Source organism: Streptomyces sp. NPDC048331, assembly GCF_043201215.1.
Classification (GTDB): domain Bacteria; phylum Actinomycetota; class Actinomycetes; order Streptomycetales; family Streptomycetaceae; genus Streptomyces.
The window spans coordinates 76,558-98,465 of sequence record NZ_JBICYT010000013.1 but is presented as its reverse complement, the minus strand read 5'-3'; the positions used below and the strand labels follow the sequence as shown (position 1 = coordinate 98,465).

16 protein-coding genes and 2 pseudogenes are annotated in these 21,908 nt (G+C 70.7%); 7 read left to right on the top strand and 11 right to left on the bottom strand.

Features of this window, described 5'->3' with window-relative positions; translation table 11 throughout:
• On the top strand, positions 1–1,620 hold the full coding sequence (locus ACGFYY_RS20305) for an NADH-quinone oxidoreductase subunit M (protein ID WP_393711022.1): 1,620 nt from the start codon (positions 1–3) through the stop codon (positions 1,618–1,620).
• A complete protein-coding gene (gene nuoN, locus ACGFYY_RS20300; RefSeq protein WP_393711020.1) occupies positions 1,617–3,272 on the top strand; it encodes an NADH-quinone oxidoreductase subunit NuoN in 1,656 nt (551 codons plus the stop codon). Before ACGFYY_RS20305 ends, nuoN begins: the two co-directional genes overlap by 4 nt.
• Positions 3,273–3,337: 65 nt before the next feature.
• Here the strand turns inward: nuoN and ACGFYY_RS20295 are convergent, their stop codons facing one another.
• The 4 genes and pseudogenes from ACGFYY_RS20295 to fahA form a co-directional block, all read right to left on the bottom strand.
• Positions 3,338–3,958, bottom strand: coding sequence for a Uma2 family endonuclease (locus ACGFYY_RS20295; protein WP_150262020.1), 621 nt, complete (start codon positions 3,956–3,958; stop codon positions 3,338–3,340).
• A 121-nt stretch (positions 3,959–4,079) separates the two neighbouring features.
• Positions 4,080–4,691: a hypothetical protein gene (locus ACGFYY_RS20290; protein WP_393711018.1), complete on the bottom strand. Its 612-nt coding sequence runs from the start codon at positions 4,689–4,691 to the stop codon at positions 4,080–4,082.
• Between the two features lie 113 nt (positions 4,692–4,804).
• Positions 4,805–5,587, bottom strand: a pseudogene (locus ACGFYY_RS20285) (HEAT repeat domain-containing protein); the annotation flags it as partial.
• A 151-nt stretch (positions 5,588–5,738) separates the two neighbouring features.
• Entirely contained in the window at positions 5,739–6,962 is a 1,224-nt protein-coding gene (gene fahA, locus ACGFYY_RS20280; protein WP_393711016.1) for a fumarylacetoacetase, read from the bottom strand.
• A 338-nt stretch (positions 6,963–7,300) separates the two neighbouring features.
• On the opposite strand from fahA, the gene ACGFYY_RS20275 reads away from it, so the two are divergent.
• The gene (locus ACGFYY_RS20275) at positions 7,301–8,119 is read left to right on the top strand and encodes a Cof-type HAD-IIB family hydrolase (protein WP_393711014.1); all 819 of its coding nucleotides are present in this window, start codon (positions 7,301–7,303) and stop codon (positions 8,117–8,119) included.
• 122 nt (positions 8,120–8,241) lie between these two features.
• Here ACGFYY_RS20275 and ACGFYY_RS20270 read toward each other — a convergent pair whose 3' ends face one another.
• Complete coding sequence (locus tag ACGFYY_RS20270) at positions 8,242–10,245, bottom strand: CocE/NonD family hydrolase (RefSeq protein WP_393711012.1); 2,004 nt, start codon at positions 10,243–10,245, stop codon at positions 8,242–8,244.
• Positions 10,246–10,303: 58 nt separating this feature from the next.
• Positions 10,304–11,732, bottom strand: a pseudogene (locus ACGFYY_RS20265) (peptide MFS transporter).
• A 199-nt stretch (positions 11,733–11,931) separates the two neighbouring features.
• Here ACGFYY_RS20265 and ACGFYY_RS20260 point away from each other — a divergent pair.
• The 4 genes from ACGFYY_RS20260 to ACGFYY_RS20245 all read left to right on the top strand — a co-directional run bounded on the left by ACGFYY_RS20260 (position 11,932) and on the right by ACGFYY_RS20245 (position 15,095).
• Positions 11,932–12,942: a polyprenyl synthetase family protein gene (locus tag ACGFYY_RS20260; RefSeq protein ID WP_202200218.1), complete on the top strand. Its 1,011-nt coding sequence runs from the start codon at positions 11,932–11,934 to the stop codon at positions 12,940–12,942.
• A gap of 221 nt (positions 12,943–13,163) precedes the next feature.
• Positions 13,164–14,372: an outer membrane lipoprotein carrier protein LolA gene (locus ACGFYY_RS20255; RefSeq protein WP_393711009.1), complete on the top strand. Its 1,209-nt coding sequence runs from the start codon at positions 13,164–13,166 to the stop codon at positions 14,370–14,372.
• Between the two features lie 106 nt (positions 14,373–14,478).
• Positions 14,479–14,682: a ribbon-helix-helix domain-containing protein gene (locus tag ACGFYY_RS20250; protein ID WP_234314053.1), complete on the top strand. Its 204-nt coding sequence runs from the start codon at positions 14,479–14,481 to the stop codon at positions 14,680–14,682.
• The gene (locus ACGFYY_RS20245) at positions 14,679–15,095 is read left to right on the top strand and encodes a hypothetical protein (protein ID WP_365276605.1); all 417 of its coding nucleotides are present in this window, start codon (positions 14,679–14,681) and stop codon (positions 15,093–15,095) included. Before ACGFYY_RS20250 ends, ACGFYY_RS20245 begins: the two co-directional genes overlap by 4 nt.
• 66 nt (positions 15,096–15,161) lie before the next feature.
• On the opposite strand, the gene ACGFYY_RS20240 is transcribed toward ACGFYY_RS20245, so the two are convergent.
• The 5 genes from ACGFYY_RS20240 to ACGFYY_RS20220 form a co-directional block, all read right to left on the bottom strand.
• Positions 15,162–16,478: a M28 family metallopeptidase gene (locus tag ACGFYY_RS20240; protein WP_365276603.1), complete on the bottom strand. Its 1,317-nt coding sequence runs from the start codon at positions 16,476–16,478 to the stop codon at positions 15,162–15,164.
• A gap of 248 nt (positions 16,479–16,726) precedes the next feature.
• Positions 16,727–17,671 carry an EamA family transporter RarD gene (gene rarD / locus ACGFYY_RS20235; RefSeq protein ID WP_365276600.1) on the bottom strand — a complete coding sequence of 315 codons (945 nt, stop codon included), beginning with the start codon at positions 17,669–17,671 and terminating at the stop codon, positions 16,727–16,729.
• 220 nt (positions 17,672–17,891) lie between these two features.
• On the bottom strand, positions 17,892–18,974 hold the full coding sequence (locus tag ACGFYY_RS20230) for a 2-oxoacid:ferredoxin oxidoreductase subunit beta (protein ID WP_365276597.1): 1,083 nt from the start codon (positions 18,972–18,974) through the stop codon (positions 17,892–17,894).
• Positions 18,967–20,910: a 2-oxoacid:acceptor oxidoreductase subunit alpha gene (locus tag ACGFYY_RS20225; protein WP_393711005.1), complete on the bottom strand. Its 1,944-nt coding sequence runs from the start codon at positions 20,908–20,910 to the stop codon at positions 18,967–18,969. Before ACGFYY_RS20225 ends, ACGFYY_RS20230 begins: the two co-directional genes overlap by 8 nt.
• Before the next feature lie 150 nt (positions 20,911–21,060).
• Complete coding sequence (locus tag ACGFYY_RS20220; RefSeq protein WP_030653505.1) at positions 21,061–21,720, bottom strand: response regulator transcription factor; 660 nt, start codon at positions 21,718–21,720, stop codon at positions 21,061–21,063.
• Between the last annotated feature and the right edge of the window lie 188 nt (positions 21,721–21,908).

Below are 21,908 nucleotides of genomic sequence, written 5' to 3'. Positions count from 1 at the left end.
ATGAGTTTCCCGCTTCTGACGGTGACGGCCGCGGTCCCCGCGGTCGGTGCGATCCTGACGGCGGCCGTCCCGGCCGCCCGTAGGACCGCCGCCAAGTGGCTCGCGCTGCTCTTCTCGCTGGCGACACTGGCCCTGGCCGTGCTCGTCGCGATCCGGTTCGACCCGACCGGTGACCGCTACCAGCTCACCGAATCCCGGCCCTGGATCGCCGACTTCGGCGTCCGCTACGAGCTGGGCGTGGACGGGATCGGGGTGGTGCTCATCGGGCTCACCGCGCTCCTGATGCCGTTCATCATCCTTGCAGGCTGGCATGACGCCGACCCGTTGGAGACGAAGAGCCGGCGCTGGCGGCCGACCCAGGGATTCTTCGCCCTGATCCTTATGGTCGAGGCGATGGTGATCATCTCTTTCGAGGCCACCGACGTCTTCCTCTTCTACATCTTCTTCGAAGCCATGCTCATCCCGATGTACTTCCTCATCGGCGGCTTCGGGGACGGGGCCACTTCCTCCCGATCAGCCGCTGCCGCGGCGGACGGCTCCGAGGAGAACGCGGCCACGCAGCGCTCGTACGCGGCGGTCAAGTTCCTCCTCTACAACCTGGTCGGCGGCCTGATCATGCTGGCGGCCGTCATCGGCCTCTACGTGGTCGCCGGGAACTTCTCCCTCCAGGAGATCACCGCCGCCCGGGCCGCGGGCACGCTCGACATGTCGACCAACACCGAACGGCTGCTGTTCCTGGGCTTCTTCTTCGCCTTCGCGGTGAAGGCCCCGCTCTGGCCGCTGCACACCTGGCTGCCGAACGCGATGGGCGAGTCCACCGCCCCGGTCGCCGTATTGATCACGGCGGTCGTCGACAAGGTCGGCACCTTCGCGATGCTCCGCTTCTGCCTCGGGCTCTTCCCCGACGCCAGCAAGTGGGCCACGCCGGTGATCCTCGTCCTGGCCCTGATCAGCATCGTCTACGGCGCGCTGGTCGCGGTCGGCCAGCGGGACATCAAGCGGCTGGTCGCCTACGCCTCGATCTCGCACTTCGGCTTCATCATCCTGGGCATCTTCGCGATGACCTCCCAGGGTCAGTCCGGCGCCACCCTCTACATGGTCAACCACGGCCTGTCGACGGCGGCGCTGATGCTGGTGGCCGGGTTCCTGATCTCGCGGCGCGGCTCGCGGCTCATCGCCGACTACGGCGGTGTGCAGAAGGTGGCCCCGGTCCTCGCCGGCACCTTCCTGATCGGTGGCCTCGCCACCCTCTCGCTGCCGGGCCTCGCGCCCTTCGTCAGTGAATTCCTGGTCCTGGTCGGCACGTTCGCCCGGTACCCGGTCGTCGGCATCATCGCCACCACCGGCATCGTGCTCGCCGCCCTCTACACGCTGGTGCTCTACCAGCGCACCATGACCGGCCCCGTGAAGGAGGAGGTCCGCACCATGCCGGACCTGCGCCTGCGGGAGGTACTGGTGGTCGCCCCGCTGATCGCCCTGCTGATCGGGCTGGGCGTCTACCCGAAGGTGCTCACCGACATCGTCAACCCGGCGGTGGAGCACACCATGTCGGACGTGAAGCAGACGGACCCGCAGCCCGAGGTCGACGTCGAAGCGAAGAACGGGGAGGTGGCGAAGTGAGCACGCTGGCTTCCGCCCACAGCCTGTGGACACTGGCGGCCGAGACACCGGCCGACCGGATCCCGGCACCGACCATCGAGTACGCACAGCTCGCGCCCACGCTGATCGTGGTGGGTGCGGCGGTGCTCGGGATCCTCGTCGAGGCCTTCGTGCCTCGCAAGGCCCGCTACTACGTCCAGGTGTTCCTCGCCGTCGCCGCGCTGGCCTCGGCCTTCGCCGCGGTCGTCGGCCTCGCGGCCGGCGGGTACGGCTCGGGCAAGGCGCACATCGCCGCGATGGGCGCCATCGCCGTGGACGGCCCGGCGCTCTTCCTGCAGGGCACCATCCTGCTGGCCTCGATCGTCGCGGTCTTCACCTTCGCCGAACGGCGCCTGGACCCCGCGGCGCACGGCAACCGGGTGGACTCCTTCGCCGCCCAGGCGGCGTCCGTACCGGGGAGCGACAGCGAGAAGGCGGCCGTCAAGGCGGGCTTCACCACCACCGAGGTCTTCCCGCTGGCCCTGTTCGCGATCGCCGGCATGCTGATCTTCCCGGCGGCGAACGACCTGCTGACGCTGTTCATCGCCCTCGAGGTGTTCTCCCTCCCGCTGTACCTGCTCTGCGCCCTCGCCCGCCGCCAGCGGCTGATGTCGCAGGAGGCCGCGGTGAAGTACTTCCTCCTGGGTGCCTTCTCCTCCGCTTTCCTCCTCTTCGGCATCGCACTGCTCTACGGGTACGCGGGCTCGGTCTCGTACGCGGTGATCGCCGATGTCGTCGACGGCACGGTCGCGAAGATCGATCCGGCGCTGGCCTCCACCATGGGCAACGACGCGCTGCTGCTGATCGGTGGCGCGCTGATCCTGATGGGCCTGCTCTTCAAGGTCGGCGCGGTCCCCTTCCACATGTGGACCCCGGACGTCTACCAGGGCGCCCCGACCCCGGTCACCGGTTTCATGGCGGCGGCGACCAAGGTGGCCGCCTTCGGCGCCCTCCTGCGCCTGCTGTACGTGGTCCTGCCGGGGCTGCGTTGGGACTGGCGTCCGGTGATGTGGGCGGTCGCCATCGTCACGATGCTGGCGGGCGCGGTGATCGCCGTGACCCAGACGGACGTCAAGCGGCTGCTGGCCTACTCCTCGATCGCGCACGCCGGCTTCATCCTGGCCGGTGTGATCGCGACCTCGGCGCAGGGCGTCCAGTCCGTCCTCTTCTACCTGGGGGCGTACTCCTTCGTGACGATCGGCGCCTTCGCGGTGGTCACGCTGGTGCGTGACGCGGGCGGCGAGGCCACGCACCTGTCCAAGTGGGCCGGTCTCGGCCGGCGTTCACCGCTGACGGCGGCCGTCTTCGCGGTGTTCCTGCTCGCCTTCGCGGGTATTCCGCTGACCTCCGGCTTCACCGGCAAGTTCGCGGTGTTCAAGGCGGCGGCGGAGAGCGGCGCCGGGGTGCTGGTCGTGATCGGTGTCCTGTCGTCCGCGATCGCCGCGTTCTTCTACATCCGGGTGATCGTCCTGATGTTCTTCAGCGAGCCGAAGGCCGACGGCCCGACGGTGGCGGTTCCCTCGCCGCTGACGATGACCACGATCGCGGTGGGCGTCGCGGTCACCCTGGTCCTGGGCCTGGCCCCGCAGTACTTCCTGGACCTGGCGGGGCAGGCGAGCACCTTCGTCCGCTGACCGGTCCGCGCCACGGCGAAGGGCCCGGCCCCCTGCAGGGGGCCGGGCCCTTGGCCGTGTGCGGGTTACTTCGCCGGACGGTGCCGGGGTGTGATCGCCGTGAGGTCGATATCGATGGTGAAAGGCACAGAGACCTTCAGCCGGTCGTGGAAGATCCCCGTCGCGACGTAGGCGCCTGTGGCGGGATCCAACTCGTAGACGTAGACCACAGCGTGGCCGTCCTTGTTCTCGACCCGCCAGAAGTGGACGATCCCGGCCCTGGCGTACTTCAACGGCTTGGTCTCGCGGTCACGTCCGACAGAGTCGGGGGAGACCACCTCGATGGCCAGCACCACTGCCTCGGCAGGGAACCGGGTCTGTTCCAGATCGTCCACGACGTCGGTGCGTACGACCACCACGTCCGGCTCGGGCCGATTCCGTTTGTCGATGTCGATCGTGAACTCGCGAAAGATCTCGAAGTCGGCGGGGGCCGCCGACCGCAACTGCCACTTGAACAAGTCGATCGCTCGCTCGTGGAAGATGCTCTGCGGACTCACGAAGATCAGGCTCCCGTCGATCAGCTCCGTGTGCGGAGGCAGATTCGGAAGCGTGTCCAGGTCGTCCGCCGTCCAGCCGCCCGCGGGCGGGATGGGCCAGCGGGGTCCCGGCTCCGGCGCAGGCGGCGGTGCTGCGGGTTCGACGCTCATCAGTGCTCCCATGGGGCGGAGTCTCGCGAGTCCGACCAGCGTATCGCCCGGGGTTCCCGTAGAAGCCGTCCTTTTGGGTGAGTCATATGCTCGGGTCACTTGACCACACGGGCCGCGCGGACTAGTGGCCGTGCCCGTGGGCCGCGGCCGGCTTGCCCGGGGTGGGGGCCTTCTTCGGGCAGGTCAGCGCCGGGTTCCAGTTGTGGAAGCGGCCCGCCGGGTTCTCCTTGTAGGCCCACATGTGCAGGTCGTAGTGCTTGGGCATGCCCGCCCAGTGGCCCGGCATCGGCCCGTCGAAGGGCAGCCCGAACATGCTCGGCCGGTCGTCGCTGGTCTTCAGGTCCTGGTCCCGGTCGGTGGACATCCACTCCACCGTCTCCAGCTTGCGGCGGCCGTTGCGGTCCTTGTCCTTGCTGTAGAGGAGTGCGGTCGGCCTGGCCGGGTCCATCGAGCCCCAGTTGGCCTGCTTGACGTAGTGGTAGTTCATGGCGCCCACCCCGAACGGGTTGGTCATGCACTCCTCCCCCTTCGGGACGTACCCGTCCTTGATGGCCGCGCGCTCGTCCGCGTACTTGGCCGTCACCGCGATCGCCGTCGCCATGTCCCGCATGGCCTTCGCGTCGCGCGGGTCGGGCGCGGGCCCCTCCACGCCGTGCGCCGGGACCACGGCGGACAGGCCCAGCGACACGGCGGCGGTGATCACGAGGGCGGCCTTGCGGACATGGGGGGACATGGGGACTCCTGCCGTCGACGGGCTTTCGTCCACCATCCCCGCGCCCCGCGGGCCCTGCACGCCGCGGGCCCCCGAACGGGGGGCCCGGGCCGCCGCCTGACGCCGTGTGAGGGTCAGGCCGCACGCCCGGCGTACGCGCGGACGTCCGCGTCCGGGTCCGAGACCGCCGTGGCGAGGGCCGCCCGGGCCTGCTCGGTGTCCCGGTGGGCCGGCAGGGCCAGTACCGCGGCCTTGCGGACGTCGGCGTTGGCATCGGCCAGGGTTTCGGCCAGGGCCGGTACGGCCGCCTCCGCGCCGGCCGCCGACAGCCCGGTCGCCGCGCCCGCCCGGACCTGCCAGGCGGCATCGGCCAGAGCCGCCACCGCGGTACGGGCGTACGCGTCCGGGCAGCCGGTCCGGGCCAGGGCCGCCAGCGCCGCGCCCCGCACGAGCGGGTCCGGGTCGGCCGGCAACGGGTCCAACGGGGCCGGTACCGGGGTGTGCACCGAGGCCGGCCCCTTGGCCACCGCCAACCGGACCTCGCGGGCCGGGTCGGCGGCGGCCGCGGCCAGCTCCCGGGCGGCGTCCACCGCGACCAGCCCCCGCACCGCGTGGATGCGGACCTCCGGGTCGGCGTCGGCCATCGAGGCGGCGTACAGCTCCGCCTCGCCGAGCCGTAGCGCCCGCAGAGCCTCCAGCGCGGCGGAGCGCACCGCGGCGTCGGGCACGGCGAGGGCGGCGCGCAGTCCCGCGCCCAGCTCCGGCCCGCCCGGCAGGACCTCCAGGAGCTCGCGGAGCGCGGCCGCGGCGGCCGCCCGCACGGCGGGATCCGCGTCCGCGAGCCGCGCGGCCGGCGCGGGTCCCGCGCCGGCCGGTACCGTCTCGCCGAGCGCCGCCACGGCCGCGGCCCGGCCGGCAGTCCGAGAACGTACCGGCGGCCCGGCGCCGGTGGTGTTGCCACAGTGTCGCGCCACTCAGAGGCGCTCGCGCAGGGCTATGACCTGCGGTTTCGGCGGGGCGGCGGGAAGATCCGCCACCCCGCCGACCGCGTTTGCCGCCGGCGCCGGACTAGCGCGATCCCACGATGCGGCCGACGACCTCGCCGAGGCCGACGCGGGTGCCGTCCGGGCCTGGGGCCCAGGCGGTGAGGGTGACGGTGTCCCCGTCCTCCAGGAAGGTGCGCTTGCCGTCGGTGAGCTCGATGGCGTCGCGGCCGTTCCAGGTCAGCTCCAGCAGCGAGCCGCGCTGGTCGACCTCGGGACCGCTGACGGTGCCGGAGCCGAAGACGTCGCCGGTGCGCAGGGAGGCGCCGTTGACGGTCATGTGGGCGAGTTGCTGGGCGGCCGTCCAGTACATGGTGGCGAACGGCGGCTGTGCCACCTCCTGCCCGTTGATGGAGACGGTGATGCGCAGGTCGAAGCCGCCGGGGCGGTCGAGGGCGGCGTCGTCCAGGTACGGCAGGAGCGGGAAGTCGCGGGCGGGCGGCGCCACGCGGGCGGCGTCCAGGGCCTCCAGCGGGGTGACCCAGGCGGAGACGGAGGTGGCGAAGGACTTGCCGAGGAACGGGCCGAGCGGCACGTACTCCCAGGCCTGGATGTCCCGCGCCGACCAGTCGTTGAGCAGGAACAGCCCGAAGACGTGGTCCTCGAACGCGCCCAGCGGCACCGGGGTGCCCAGCTCGGAGGGGGCGCCGACGACGAAGCCGACCTCGGCCTCGATGTCGAGCTTGACGGAGGGGCCGAAGACGGGCGCCGGGTCGGTGGGCGCCTTGCGCTGACCGGAGGGGCGCACGACATCGGTGCCGGAGACCACGAGGGTGCCGGAGCGGCCGTGGTAACCGATCGGCAGGTGCTTCCAGTTGGGGGTCAGCGCGTCGCCGTCCGGGCGGAACATCTTGCCGACGTTGGTGGCGTGGTGCTCGCTCGCGTAGAAGTCGACGTAGTCGGCGACCTCGTACGGCAGGTGCAGGGTGACCTCGTCGAGCGGCAGCAGGTGCGGTTCGACGGTGGGGCGGTGGCCGGGGTCGGTCACCCAGGCGGTCAGCGCGCGGCGGACGTCGCGCCAGGCGGTGCGCCCGGCGGCCAGCAGCGGGTTGAGGGAGGCCTGCCCGAGCAGTCCGGCGTACGGGGAACCGAGTGCGGCCGCGGCCGCCCCCGCGTCGAACACGTGTCCGCCGATACGCACACCGATCCGGCGGCGCCCTTCCGCGGCCGTCGAGAAGACGCCGTAGGGGAGGTTGTGCGGCCCGAACGGGTCGCCCTCGGGGACATCGAGGGGGCTCTGCTGGGGCATGGGGTACTGCCTCGCTTTCGACGCGGTCCGGGGGTGTCCCGGTAGACACGGTGCGGGACACGCTACTCAGGATCCCGCAGGAAAGCGCGGGTACCCGTGCGGAGATGAAACACACCCCAGGTCGACGCCCATGGTCAGGTATCCACAGTTCCGGTCATATCTGAGCTTTTGGTGCGTGCTGTCGATCGAGGGCCTTACGGTCGGGGTTGTGCACTTCCCTGCCCCGCCCCTGTCCCGCTCGACGCTGGAGCGCGCCGAGTGACGGGTGGGGCGTGCGGGAGGCCGGATTCGGGCTCAATTTGTAGGACTTGTCCAAAGGGGTCCGTATCCTAGGCGCCGTGACTTTCGCTCCGCCTCCGGCCCTTCCCTATGCCTTGATCGCCACGGATCTGGACGGGACTCTGCTGCAAGCCGGGGACACCGTCTCCGCCCGCTCGTACGAGGCGCTCGCGGCGGCCCGCGCGGCCGGCGCCCGACACATCATCGTCACCGGACGCCCCGTCCCCCAGGTCCGACACGTCCTGGACCGGCTCGGCTACACGGGGCTCGCGGTGTGCGGCCAGGGCGCGCAGGTGTACGACGCGGCGCGCGGGCGCCTGCTGCACGCCGTCTCCATGGACCGGGAGCTGGCCGAGGTGGCCCTCGGCAAGATCGAGGCGGAGATCGGTGAGGTCTACGCGGCGGTCAACCAGGAGGGCCTGGACGCCGAGATGCTGATAGGGCCGGGCTACCGCATGTGGCACCCCCACCTGCCGACGGTCCGCGTCCCGCGGCGCTGCGACCTGTGGTCGGCGCCGATCAACAAGGTGCTGCTCCAGCACCCGGAGCTGGACGACGACGAGCTGACCCGGGTCGCGCGCTCGGTCGTCGGCCACCTGGTGAACGTCACGATGGCGGGCGAGCACACGGTGGAGCTCCAGCCGCCGGGCATCGACAAGGCCAGCGGGCTCGCCCGGGCGGCGGACATCCTCGGCGTCTCCCCGTCCGCGACGATCGCCTTCGGGGACATGCCGAACGACATCCCGATGTTCGCGTGGGCCGCGCACGGGGTGGCCATGGCCAACTCCCACCACGAATTGGTGGCGGTGGCCGACGAGATCACCCTCTCGAACGAGGCCGACGGCATCGCGGTGGTCCTGGAGCGGTTGTTCGGCTAGGACCTGTCCTTCGGATCATGCCGGGGGTCGTTCTCGGGCGGGGCCGCGCATTTCAGCCCCGCCGGCGTTCGAGGCGCGGGGTCCGGGGCGGAGCCCGGGGCCGCCCGCCGGGGCGGTTCCGCTCAGCCCGCCGCCCGCGGCAGCCTCCGCTCCCACGTCCGGTGGAAGACCACCTCGTCCCCCTCCCGGCACACCACCTCGTTCGACGTCAGGAAGCCGCCCTCGTCGCAGACGATCTCCGACCGGGTCTCCACCCGCGCGTCCCAGCCCAGTTCCGGCCGGTGCAGCCGGATGCGCCACCGCGAGAACGTGCGCGCCGACAGCGCGTCCGCCTCCTGGATCTCGTACACCTCCTCCGCGTCCTCGAAGTACTCCAGCCCGTCCGGGAACACCCGCGTGCCCCCGTACCGCGGGTCCACCTCCAGCCGCCACCTTCCGCGCGCCACGTCCCGTACGACCAGCCGTTCCGGGCGCGGTTCGTCCAGCGTCGCCGGGAGGACCACCCCCAGCGGCTCCGCCTGCTCCGGGGCCTCGAAGACGATCCCGCCGTCCGCCGCCGAGCCGGCCCGCACCGGCAGGGTCAGCGCGCTGCCCGCCGGATCCAGGGTCCACCCGGCCTCGGAACCGGCCCGCGGCCAGATCCACGGCCAGTACGCGGAGGACACGGCGAGCCGGATCCGGTGCCCCGGCGCGAAGGCGTGGCCGATGCCGTTCAGCTCGAAGGTGACCTCCTCGTACGAGCCCACCGGCCAGGGCAGCGCCCGGTCCCGGCCCCGGCGCGCGGACAGGTTCAGCGCGCCCCGCGTGACCAGCGTCGAGGAGCCGTCCGGGGCGACGTCGCAGAGCCGGGCGATCACCTGCCCGTACGGCACGTCCAGCCGCAGCCGCAGGGTCACCGACGGCCGCCCCAGGATCTCCACCGGCTCCTCGCGCCCCACCGGGAACTCGAAGCAGGCCGACTTCGCGTCCTCCTCCCGCTGGTCCGGCGGCAGATCGGCCTCGTTGCCGAAGGGGAAGAAACGGCCCGCGTCCAGCCCGGTGTGCTGCGGGGAGGCCACCGCCACCGGCGCGCCCTGGAACACGTACGGGACGGGGATGACGGACGCCGAGGGCCAGGACCTCTCGCCGACCCAGCGGCCCGGGAGCTCGTCGTACACCGTCGCCGGCGGGTGCGAGTCGCTGATCCAGGCGCGCAGCAGCGGCTCGTCCATCACCCCGTTGTCCACCCCCTTCAGCCAGTGGTCCCACCAGCGCAGGGTCTCCTGGAGGAAGCCGATCGCCGGTCCCGGCGGCAGGCCGCGGTCCGGGTACTGGTGCGGCCAGGGCCCGATCAGGCCCCGTACGCGGGCGGCCGGCAGGTGTTCGGTCAGCCGCAGCACGGTGTCCCGGTACGGGTCGTGCCAGCCGCCGACCGCGAGCACGGCCGCGCGGACGGCCGCGTAGTCCTCGCAGACGCTGCCGTGGCGCCAGTAGGCATCGCGCGTCTGGTGGGAGAGCCAGGTGTGGACGAGGGGTTCCAGCGCCTCCAGCCGGTCCAGCCACTGCCGGCGCCAGTCGTCTCCGACGAACTCCGGGTCCGGCGGCCGGGAGGCGAAGGCCAGCATGGTCGCCGCCCACGCGTGCATGTCCACGGCGAGCACCGAGCCGCCCATGTAGTGCACGTCGTTGTCGTACCGGTCGTCCGTCGAGCAGACGGTGACGACCGCCTTCAGCGGCGCGGGGGCCATCGCGGCGATCTGGAGGGAGTTGAATCCGCCCCACGAGATGCCGAACATCCCCACCGACCCCGTGCACCACGGCTGCGCCGCCAGCCACTCCACCACCGCGACCCCGTCAGCCAGCTCACGGGCGTCGTACTCGTCGCCCGGCCGGCCGCCGCTGCAGCCGTGCCCGCGCACGTCCACCCGTACGGAGGCGTAGCCGTGGCCCGCGTACCAGGGGTGGCGCTGCGCGTCGCGCGCGGCGGTCCAGTCGGTCAGCCGGTAGGGGAGGTACTCCAGCAGGGCCGGGACCGGCTCGTCCGTCACCGGGCGCCAGATCCGCGCGTACAGCTCGACGCCGTCGGGCAGCGGGATCCGGACATCCTCGTGGGTGGTCCCGTACGGGAAGTCGGTACGGATGATCATCTGGTCTCAGCCGCCAATCGCCTCGGACGTGTATCTCGGATCCCCGCCCCCGGCCGCATCAGCGGACGGGGTGCATGGTGCGCCGCAGCCACGGCGCCATCGCCATCACGACCACACCCGCCGCCACCGCGACGGCGCCGTTGAGGCCGAAGTAGACCGGGTTCGACACCTGGCCGTAGACCTTGACCACCTGCGCCTGGATGCCGTTGGCCAGCGCGAGGGAGAGGAACCAGAGCGCCATCGTCTGGCTGCCGAAGGCCCGCGGGGCAAGCTTGCTGGTGGCCGACATGCCCGAGGTCTCCAGCAGGACGTCGCCGAGGCCGAGCAACAGGTACGAGCCGACGATCCACCAGGCGGCCATCCGGTACGCGTCCCCGTCGTGCCCCGAGGTCGGGATCACCATCAGCAGGAAGGACAGGCCACCCAGGATCACCCCGATGGCGATCTTGTTGGAGGCGTGGGGCTGGCGGTGGCCCATCCGGGTCCACAGCGCGGCGACGACCGGGGCCAGTGCCACCTCGAACGCGCCGAGCGCGGAGGCGTACCAGCTCGACGGGAAGTCGAAGCCGAGGATCGTACTCTCGGCGTTGGTGGAGGCCAGCAGCATCATCGTCGAGTAGGCCTGGAAGAGGATGAAGTTGAAGGCGACCGAGGCCAGGAAGAGGACCACGTACGGGCGCAGTCGTCCGCGCTCCTCCCGCGTCACCCGCGGACTGCCGAACATCACCACGAAGTAGGCGATCGGGGCGATCACCGAGACGAGGGTGAGCAGGTCGACGAAGCGGTCCATGGTCAGCCACCCGACGAGGGCCGTAACGGTGGCGAGCGCGGCGCAGGCGAGCGCGCCGCCGACGATCCACCACACGGCGCGGCGCATCGCGTCGGGGGCGAGGGCGTACTCGGCGGAGTGCTTGCGTCCGGCCAGATGGCGACGGCCCAGGACGTACTGGATCAGGCCCGCGGTCATCCCGACGGCGGCGGCGGAGAAGCCCCAGTGCCAGCCCTGGTGCTCCCCGAGCCAGCCGGTGACCAGCGGTCCGGCGAAGGCGCCGATGTTGATGGCCATGTAGTAGAGGGCGAAACCCGCGTCGCGCCGGTCGTCGTCCGTCCGGTAGAGCTTGCCGACCATGGTGGCCACGTTCGGCTTGAGCAGTCCGGTGCCGGCGCTGATCAGGCCGAGGCCGACCCAGGTCATGGTGGCCGTCGGCACGGCCATGGCGTAGTGGCCGCAGGCGATCAGGATGCCGCCCCAGAGCACGGCCCGGTAGGAACCGAGGATGCGGTCGGCGAGCCATCCGCCGGCGACGGAGACGAGGTAGACCATGGTCCCGTAGGCCGCCGATGAGGATGGCCTGCATGCCCAGGAACGAAAAACGCTCCCAGACCTCCAGTCCGGAGAGCGTGGCGAGGCCCCGGGGGTGGCCGAGGAAGGCATGGTCGTCCCGGGACGGTGGCCGGTCGGCCTCCGGATCCGCGGGTTCGTCCATATCGGTCGCAGTTCTGGGCAAAGCGTATTCTCCGGTTGTTTCGGCTTCTCCAGAACATACCGGCGTGTATCGGGCAGTGCGCGGGAGGTGGCCGGGAAGGCGCTCTCGGTGATCGAAAACAGACCCGATACGCTGGCTTGAGTGATGGCAGCGACACATCGACAATCCATGTGATCGTCAGCAGACAGGAGTACCCCTCGTGACCGTCGTCGGGCCGTTCGGACTGAGCGTGCGGGACCAGGCTCTTGAGACCGATGTCCAGGCCGGACTGGCCGCCGTCGAGGCGGGTCTGCTGGAAGCCACCAAGAGCGAAGTCCCCTTCATCACCGAGGCCGCACAGCACCTGGTCCGGGCCGGAGGCAAGCGGTTCCGGCCGCTGCTGGTGATGCTCGCGTCCCGTTTCGGTGATCCCTACGCGCCCGGCATCGTGCCGTCCGCCGTCGTGGTCGAGCTCACGCACCTCGCGACGCTCTACCACGACGACGTCATGGACGAGGCGGACGTCCGCCGCGGGGTGGAGAGCGCCAACGCCCGTTGGGGCAACTCGGTGGCCGTCCTCACGGGTGACTTCCTGTTCGCCCGCGCCTCGCACATCCTGGCCGACCTCGGGCCGGAGGCCGTACGCATCCAGGCCGAGGCCTTCGAGCGGCTGGTGACCGGCCAGATCCTGGAGACGGCCGGACCGCGCGACGGCCGCGACCCCGTCGCCCACTACCTCGACGTCATCGCCGGCAAGACCGGCTCGCTGATCGCGGTCTCAGGCCGTTTCGGCGCGCTCATGTCCGGCGCCGACGAGTCCGTCGTCGACATCCTGACCCAGTACGGCGAGCGGCTCGGCACCGCCTTCCAGCTCGCCGACGACGTCCTGGACATCGCCTCCGACGCGCACGAGTCCGGCAAGACCCCGGGCACCGACCTGCGCGAGGGCATCCCGACCCTGCCCGTGCTGCGGCTGCGCGAGATGGCGGCCCAGGGCGGCGACCCGGCGGACCTGGAGCTCGTGGAACTCCTGGACGGCGACCTGACGGACGACGCGCGCCACGCCGAGGTGCTCACCCGGCTGCGGGCGCACCCGGCCCTGGAGCGGGCCCGCCGCGACACCATCCAGTACGCCGAGGACGCGCGGGCCATGCTGGCCCCGCTCCCGGAGTGCTTCGCCAAGTCGGCACTCGAAGAGCTCTGCGACGCGGTGGTGCACCGCGCCGGGTAGCGGCCACGACTCGGAACGGGCCCTTCCGCCCCGGCGACCCCTACGGGTCGGGGGAGGAGGGCCCTTTCCATGTCATCCCACGGGCGTACGCCGAGTTGCGTCCGGGGACTGACGCCCCAGGGCCGCCGATTTGGTCAGATGGAGTCATCAAACCCCACCGGATCGGGTGAGCGCGGCGACACGGTGGTCGCCGCAGTCGACACAGAGGGCAGGGCACTGACATGGCAACGAACACCAAGACTTCCCGCAAGGCCGCCCGGTACGCCGTACCGGTAGCGGTGGCGGGCGTGGCCGCGGCGACCGTTGCGATGGTCCCGGCCTTCGCCAACGCCGGCGGGCCCGACCTGCCGAAGGTGACGGCGCAGCAGCTCATCGAGAAGGTCGCGGCCTCGGACGTGCAGCAGCTGTCCGGCACCGCCCGGATCACCACCGACCTGGGGCTGCCGAAGATCGCGAGCGGCCTGCTCGGCGGCGGGGGCATCGCGGGCGGCTCCGCCAACCCGGAGGACAAGGTCGCCCAGCTGGCGAACGGCAGCCACACCCTGCGCGTCGCGGCCGACGGCCCGGACCGCCAGCGGCTGACCTTCCTCGACGGCAAGGACGAGTACAGCCTCATCCACAACGGTGACGACGTGTGGGGCTACGACTCCAAGTCGAACGAGGCCTTCCACGAGAAGAACGCCGAGGCCGGCAAGGGCAAGGACGGCGGCAAGGAGCACAAGACCGGCGAGCGGCTCGCCGCCTCGCCGCAGAAGCTGGCCGAGGAGATCCTGAAGGCCGCCGGCCCCACCACGGACGTCAGCGTCGGCGACACCGCGCAGGTGGCCGGGCGTGACGCGTACCAGCTGGTGCTGAAGCCGAAGCAGAGCGGCTCCACGGTCGGCTCCGTCCAGATCGCGGTGGACGCCAAGAACGGCGTACCGCTGCGCGTGCAGCTGCTGTCCGCCCAGGGTGGCAAGCCCATCGTGGACGCCGGCTTCACGAAGGTGGACTTCGCCAAGCCGGCCGCGGACACCTTCGCCTTCACCCTGCCCAAGGGCGCCAAGGTGACCGAGGGCGTGGACGAGGCGGGCAAGGGCGGCGCGGACGAGCACTGGAAGGCGCTGGAGTCCTTCCCGGGCCTCGGTGGTCTGACCGGCGGCGCGAACGGCAAGGGCGACGTGAAGGTCCTCGGCGAGGGCTGGTCCACCGTCGCCCGGATCGACTCGGGCGCCGGCCGGAGCCTCAAGGACCTGGAGAACGACAAGAACGCCCCGAAGCAGGCCCAGCAGTTCCTCGACTCCCTCGGGGACAAGGTCACCGGGAAGTTCGGTGAGGGTCGTGTCCTGTCGACCCGCCTGGTCAACGCCCTGATCACGGACGACGGCAAGGTCTACGTCGGCGCGGTCACCAAGGACGCGCTGGTGAAGGCGGCCGACGCCAACAAGTAGTCGCCGGCCGGACCGACCACCACGAGGGTGGGCGGGGACTGTGTCCCTGCCCACCCTTGCGGCATTCCGGCTCCCCGTACAGCACACCCGCTGTACGGTGTTGGACATGTCGAGACACGTCACCATCCGCCTGGACGAAGAGTTCCACGAACGCCTGAAGGCACGTGCGGCGGCACTGGGGACGACGGTCACCGCGCTGATCACCGAGGTCACGGAACGCGAACTCGACGAAGACCGGAAGAACTTCCTCTCCGGCATAGAGGAGTTCGCCGATCACTGGAGCTACTTCCAGCAACGGTTCGGCAATTGAAGATCACCATGGAGTGGGCCTGGACGGCTCTGGCCCACCACCTCCCGTCCGATCCCGCCGTGTGGGATCCCTCCGGGGTGGCCGCCGCGGTCGCCCGGCACCAGAACGACCTCGTCCTCGTGCCCGAACAGCCCGCCCCGGACACCGCGTGGCGGGCCGCCGCGTTTTTGCACACCCTCGCCGTGTGCCCGGCGCTGGAATCGCCGATGAACGAGTTCTACGCGGCCGCCGCGACCCGCTCGTACCTACGGGTGGCCGGGGCGAAGCAGCTGCCCTCGCCCGAGGAGCTCGGCGACCTGGTGGAGGCGGCGAAACTGGGTCGCGCGGACATCGCGGCCGTGGCCGAGGAGCTGCGCGCCCGCATCGAGGGGCCGCTCCAGGCGTCCTCGCGGGCGCGCGCCGAGGACGCCTGAGCTCCGGCCCGATCCGAGGGGATCGTGCCGGAGCCGTGGGCCGTCGGGCCGGAAGGTCCCGGAAGACTAGAAGGTGATCTTCCAGCTGTTGATGTAGCCGACGTCCTGCGCCGCCGAGTCCTTCACCCGGAGGTTCCAGACGCCGTTGGCGACCTCGGAGGAGGCGTTGACGGTGTACGTCTGCACCAGGTTGTCGGCGCTGCCGCCACTGCGGTTGTGCAGGTTGTAGACGGAGCCGTCGGGGGCGACCAGGTCGACCACCAGGTCACCGCGGTAGGTGTGGACGATGTTCACGTCGACCTTGGTGGTGGCCGGCGCGTTGCCCGTCACACCGGAGACCGTGATCGGCGAGGACACCGCCGCCGCGGGGGAGTCCGGGATGTTCACGTCCGCCGTGTTCTCGAAGGACCGGCCCGGCGGGACCGGAGTGCCTGCCCCGAGCGTCCAGATCGCGTAGGCGACGGCGTCGGAGTTGCGGTCCAGGGCGGTGTCGTTGATGTTCGTCAGGCTGTCGCAGGAGGAGTGGTAGCACCGGTCGAAGGCCTGACCGGAGGTGCCGCCCCACTTCTGCGCCTGCGCCGCCGTCTTGGTGTAGTCGGCGCCGGAGAACAGGCCGCCGACCGGGATGCCCGCGTTCTTGAAGGGGGCGTGGTCGGAGCGGCCGTCGCCCTCGGTCTCGATCTCGGTCGGGACGCCGAGGCCCGCGTAGTAGTTCTTGAAGGTCTGCTCGATGGTCGGGTCGTCGTCGTAGACGAAGTAGCCCGGGTTCGGCGAACCGATCATGTCGAAGTTCAGGTAGCCGGAGAGCTTCGCCTTCTCGGCCGCCGGCAGGTTGTTGACGTAGTACTTCGAGCCGATCAGGCCCAGCTCCTCCGCGCCCCACCAGCCGAAACGCAGGTGCTTGGTGGGCTGCAGGCCGGCCCGGGAGACGGCGAGGGCCGTCTCCAGGACGGCCGCGCTGCCGGAGCCGTTGTCGTTGATGCCCGCACCCGAGGTCACCGAGTCCAGGTGCGAACCGGCCATCAGGACGGAGTTCGGGTCGCCGCCCGGCCAGTCGGCGATCAGGTTGTAGCCGGTGGCGCCGCTGGAGGTGAAGGTCTGCAGGGTGGTCGTGAAGCCGGCCGCGTCGAGCTTGCCCTTCACGTAGTCGATCGAGGCCTTGTAGCCGGCCCGGCCATGGGCGCGGTTGCCGCCGTTGTTGGCGGCGATGGTCGAGAGCTGCGACAGGTGGGCCTTGACGTTGGCCAGCGGTATGTCGGGCGGTGTCGGTGCCGCGGCGACCGCCGTGGGGGCGGCCAGTGCGGCGGGGACGGCGGAGGCGAACAGGCCGGCGACCGCGAACGCGGTCACGGCAGCAAGGCGCCGAGAGACGGACAGGCTCATGTGGGGGCTCCGGGATTCCGCGGGGATATGACGGAACGGGTGGGGATAGAGCAGGTGAGCGTTAGTGCGTCAGTGCGAGCCTGATGTTCAGCGAGAGTATGACTGTCCGTCAAGACCACAATTCGGTCAGGGCGGTTCGGAAAACGGACGATCCCCGGTACGGGTGGCCCGTACCGGGGATCGAGGATGCGGAGGGTGTGTCGGCGCGAGCCCCGCGGGGCGCCGCGCCACGCGCCCGCCGGGCGGCGCTACGCGGGCTCGCGGGCCGGTGTCGCCAGGACGGACGGCGCCGCCTCCAGCCTGATCCGGGACCGCCGCGCCGTACGCAGCGCGTCCCAGGTCAGAAGCACGAGCGCGGCCCACACCAGCGAGAAGCCCGCCCAGCGCTCGGGCGGCATCGCCTCGTGGAAGTACAGGACGCCGAGCCCGAACTGGAAGACCGGGGCCATGTACTGGAGCAGCCCCAGGGTGGACAGCGGGACCCGGATCGCGGCCATCCCGAAGAACACCAGCGGGATCGCCGTGACCAGGCCGGTCGCGGCCAGCAGGAGCGCGTGGGCGACACCGTGCGCCGCGAAGGTGGACTGCCCCTGCGCGCCGAGCCACAGGACGTATCCGAGGGCGGGCAGGAACAGCACGGCCGTCTCGGCGGCCAGCGACTCCAGGCCGCCCATGTTGAGCTTCTTCTTGATCAGCCCGTACGTGGCGAAGGAGAAGGCGAGGATCAGCGAGATCCACGGCGGCCGCCCGTAGCCGATGGCGAGCACCAGCACGGCGGCGAAGCTGAGGCCGACCGCCACCCACTGGGCGCGGCGCAGCCGCTCACCGAGCACCAGCACGCCGATGGCGATGCTGACCAGGGGATTGATGAAGTAGCCGAGGCTGGCCTCGACGACGTGTTCGTTGTTGACGGCCCAGATGTACAGGCCCCAGTTCACGCTGATCACCGAGGCGGCCAGCGCGGTCAGGCCGAGCTTGCGGGGCCGGCCGAGCAGCTCCCGTATCCAGCCCCAGCGGCGCAGCGCGAGCAGCGCGAGACCGACCACGGCCAGGGACCACACCATGCGGTGGGCGAGGATCTCGACCGCCCCGGAAGGCTTGAGCAGCGGCCAGAAAAGGGGCACCAGCCCCCACATCCCGTATGCGCCGAATCCGTAGAGCAAGCCCGTGCGCTGCTCGTTCTGTGCCTTCACGGGGCCTCCTGTGCGACTTCCAGCCAACTTCACGACGGTATCGCCGTCCGGCCCAGATGTCATGCCCGTAATCACGAGATACTCATGACATCTTTCGGGACCCGGGAGGCACCGGGCCGGGCGGGGTCGTGCTGGGCGGGGTCGTGCGCACGGCCGGACGCGACGGAGCCCGGATCCTGGAGCGGGATCCGGGCTCCGTCGCGTGTGTGCCGTGCGCGCGCTACCCGACGACGGTCCAGGTGTCGTTGCCGGTCAGCAGCGCCCCGAGGTCGCCCTTGCCGCCGCGGTCGATGGCCGCGTCGAGCTGGTCGGCCATGAGGGTGTCGTAGACGGGCCGCTCCACGCTGCGGAACACCCCGATCGGGGTGTGGTGCAGCGTGTCGGGGTCGGCGAGCCGGGAGAGCGCGAAGGCGGTGGTGGCGCCGGCGTTCCGCGCGTCGTGCACCAGGATCCGTGCCTCGTTGGCGGCGGTGACCTCGACGACCTCCAGCTCCCCGGTGGCCGGATCGCGTACGACCCCCTTCGCGTTGTCCGTGCCGAAGCGGATCGGCTGCCCGTCCTCCAGCCGGATCACGGCTTCCTGGGCCTGGTCCTTGTCCTTGAGGACCTCGAAGGCACCGTCGTTGAAGATGTTGCAGTTCTGGTAGATCTCCACGAGCGCCGTGCCCTGGTGGTCGGCCGCCTGGCGCAGGACCTCGGTGAGGTGCTTGCGGTCGGAGTCGACGGTCCGGGCGACGAAGGAGGCCTCGGCTCCGATCGCCAGCGACACCGGGTTGAAGGGCGCGTCGAGCGAGCCCATCGGCGTCGACTTGGTGATCTTGCCGACCTCGGACGTGGGGGAGTACTGGCCCTTGGTCAGTCCGTAGATCCGGTTGTTGAACAGGAGGATCTTCAGGTTGACGTTGCGGCGCAGGGCGTGGATCAGGTGGTTGCCGCCGATCGACAGCGCGTCGCCGTCGCCCGTGACCACCCAGACGGACAGGTCGCGGCGGGAGGTCGCCAGACCGGTGGCGATGGCCGGGGCGCGGCCGTGGATGGAGTGCATCCCGTACGTGTTCATGTAGTACGGGAAGCGGGAGGAGCAGCCGATGCCCGAGACGAAGACGATGTTCTCCTTCGCGAGGCCCAGTTCTGGCATGAAGCCCTGAACCGCGGCCAGCACGGCGTAGTCACCGCAACCGGGGCACCAGCGGACCTCCTGGTCCGACTTGAAGTCCTTCATCGACTGCTTGCTCTCGGCCTTGGGTACGAGCGAGAGCAGGGTCCGCGCCCCGTCGGCCGCGGCCTCCGTCACCTCAGTCATCGATGGCCTCCTTGAGAACCGTGGCGAGCTGCTCCGCCTTGAACGGCATTCCGTTGACCTGGTTGTACGACCGTGCGTCGACCAGGTATTTCGCCCGGATCAGGGTGGCGAGCTGCCCGAGGTTCATCTCCGGCACCACTACCTTCTCGTAACGCTCCAGGACCTCGCCGAGATTCCTGGGGAAGGGGTTGATGTGCCGCAGGTGGGCCTGGGCGATGGGGAGTCCGGCGCTGCGCAGCCGGCGGACGGCCGCGGTGATGGGGCCGTAGGTGGATCCCCAGCCCAGGACCAGGGTGGTGGCGCCGTCCGGGTCGTCGACGTCGACGTCGGGGACCCGGATGCCGTCGACCTTGGCCTGCCGGGTGCGGACCATGAGGTCGTGGTTGGCCGGGTCGTAGGAGATGTTGCCGGTGCCGTCCTGCTTCTCGATACCGCCGATGCGGTGTTCGAGGCCGGGGGTACCGGGGATGGCCCAGGGCCTGGCGAGGGTTTCCGGGTCGCGTTTGTACGGCCAGAACACCTCGGTGCCGTCGGAGAGGGTGTGGTTCGCGCCGGTGGCGAACTTGACCTTCAGGTCGGGCAGGTCGGCGACCTCCGGGATCCGCCAGGGCTCGGAGCCGTTGGCGAGGTAGCCGTCGGAGAGCAGGAAGACCGGGGTCCGGTAGGTGAGCGCGATACGGGCCGCGTCCAGGGCGGCGTCGAAGCAGTCCGCGGGGGTCCGCGGCGCCACGATCGGGACGGGGGCCTCGCCGTTGCGGCCGTACATGGCCTGGAGCAGGTCCGCCTGCTCCGTCTTGGTCGGCAGGCCGGTGGAGGGGCCACCGCGCTGGATGTCCACGATCAGCAGCGGGAGCTCCAGCGACACCGCGAGGCCGATCGCCTCCGACTTGAGCGCCACACCGGGCCCGGAGGTGGTGGTCACCCCGAGCGCGCCGCCGAAGGCCGCGCCGAGCGCCGCGCCGATGCCTGCGATCTCGTCCTCGGCCTGGAAGGTCCGCACGCCGAAGTTCTTGTGCTTCGACAGCTCGTGCAGGATGTCCGAGGCCGGGGTGATCGGGTAGGAGCCCAGGTAGAGGGGCAGGTCGGCCTGCTGGCTCGCGGCGACGAGACCGTAGGAGAGCGCCAGGTTCCCGGAGATGTTGCGGTAGGTGCCGGTGGGGAAGGCGCGGGTGGCGGGGGCGACCTCGTAGGAGACCGCGAAGTCCTCCGTGGTCTCCCCGAAGTTCCAGCCCGCCCGGAAGGCGACGACGTTCGCCTCGGCGATCTCGGGCTTCTTCGCGAACTTCTGCCGCAGGAAGGTCTCGGTGCCCTCGGTGGGCCGGTGGTACATCCACGACAGCAGGCCCAGCGCGAACATGTTCTTGCTGCGCTCGGCCTCCTTGCGGGAGAGGCCGAAATCCTTCAGGGCCTCGACCGTCAGGGTGGTCAGCGGCACCGGATGCAGGCTGTAGGCGTCGAGGGAGCCGTCCTCCAGCGGCGAGGTGGCGTAGCCGACCTTGGCCATGGGGCGCTTGGTGAACTCATCCGTGTTGATGATGATCTCCGCGCCGCGCGGCAGGTCCGCGATGTTCGCCTTCAGGGCCGCCGGGTTCATCGCCACCAGCACGTTCGGGGCGTCGCCCGGCGTGAGGATGTCGTGGTCGGCGAAGTGGAGCTGGAAGGAGGAGACGCCCGGAAGGGTTCCGGCGGGGGCGCGGATCTCGGCGGGGAAGTTCGGCAGCGTCGACAGGTCGTTCCCGAAGGACGCCGTTTCCGAGGTGAAGCGGTCACCGGTGAGCTGCATACCGTCACCGGAGTCACCCGCGAATCGGATGATCACACGATCGAGGCGGCGCACTTCCTTGCCGCCCGGACTCTCCGGGGTGCGCTGTCCACCGACAACCGCACCCCCGGCCCCGTCGGCCTGCTCGGCTGGGCTGCTGACCTGGCTGGTCACTGAACTGGACCTCCTTCGAGGCGTGACCCCCCGGGACCCACCCTACGACGGTAGGGATCAAGGCCCCCAGGAGCGGTCACATTCTGGACCGTAGGACCGCCCCTCGAGACGGCCCTGCCGGTATGCCGTATCTGACAGAGTGTCAGTCGATCAAGATTTCAGGTAGGTGAGAACGGCCAGTACTCGCCGGTGATCCCCGTCACTCGGCGAGAGGCCCAACTTCATGAAGATGTTGCTGACGTGCTTTTCCACGGCTCCGTCGCTCACGACCAACTGCTTCGCCACGGCGGAATTCGTCCGGCCCTCGGCCATCAGCCCGAGCACCTCGCGCTCGCGCGGGGTCAGACCCGCCAGCACGTCCTGCTTCCGGCTACGACCGAGCAGCTGGGCCACGACCTCGGGGTCCAGGGCCGTACCGCCCCGGGCCACCCGCACCACCGCGTCCAGGAACTCCCGAACCTCGGCCACCCGGTCCTTCAGCAGATACCCCACCCCGGTGCTCGAACCGGCCAGCAGCTCCGTGGCGTACTGCTCCTCCACGTACTGGGACAGCACGAGCACACCTATCCCGGGGTGGTCGCGGCGTAGCCGCACCGCCGCCCGTACGCCCTCGTCCGTGTGGGTCGGCGGCATCCGTACGTCCGCCACCACCACATCGGGCAGCGCGTCCTCCGCCGCCAGGTCCGCCACCGTCTTGATCAGGGCCTCAGCGTCCCCGACGCCTGCCACGACGTCATGCCCCCGGTCGGTCAGCAACCGGGTCAGGCCCTCACGCAGCAGCACTGAATCCTCGGCGATGACCACCCGCACCCTGTCTTCCACGACTCAGCAGCTCCCGCGTCCACTCGTTCACGCACTACCTGACTCAGCCAAGCATCCCAGCCTTGAGTCCCGGTGAAGGCAGAGCCGCGACAACACGTCGCCGTACGGGGGGAGTTTTCGAGTACCGGAAGGTCGCCTACCGCAAACGGGCGCCACACACGGCGGGAGTTACGAAG

Coding starts and splice junctions, on each gene's coding strand:
- ACGFYY_RS20230 (WP_365276597.1), bottom strand. CDS start 18,974: ATGACTGAGGTGACGGAGGCCGCGGCCGACGGGGCGCGGACCCTGCTC.
- ACGFYY_RS20240 (WP_365276603.1), bottom strand. CDS start 16,478: ATGAGCCTGTCCGTCTCTCGGCGCCTTGCTGCCGTGACCGCGTTCGCG.
- ACGFYY_RS20255 (WP_393711009.1), top strand. CDS start 13,164: ATGGCAACGAACACCAAGACTTCCCGCAAGGCCGCCCGGTACGCCGTA.
- ACGFYY_RS20250 (WP_234314053.1), top strand. CDS start 14,479: ATGTCGAGACACGTCACCATCCGCCTGGACGAAGAGTTCCACGAACGC.
- ACGFYY_RS20305 (WP_393711022.1), top strand. CDS start 1: ATGAGTTTCCCGCTTCTGACGGTGACGGCCGCGGTCCCCGCGGTCGGT.
- fahA (WP_393711016.1), bottom strand. CDS start 6,962: ATGCCCCAGCAGAGCCCCCTCGATGTCCCCGAGGGCGACCCGTTCGGG.
- ACGFYY_RS20290 (WP_393711018.1), bottom strand. CDS start 4,691: ATGTCCCCCCATGTCCGCAAGGCCGCCCTCGTGATCACCGCCGCCGTG.
- ACGFYY_RS20270 (WP_393711012.1), bottom strand. CDS start 10,245: ATGATCATCCGTACCGACTTCCCGTACGGGACCACCCACGAGGATGTC.
- ACGFYY_RS20295 (WP_150262020.1), bottom strand. CDS start 3,958: ATGAGCGTCGAACCCGCAGCACCGCCGCCTGCGCCGGAGCCGGGACCC.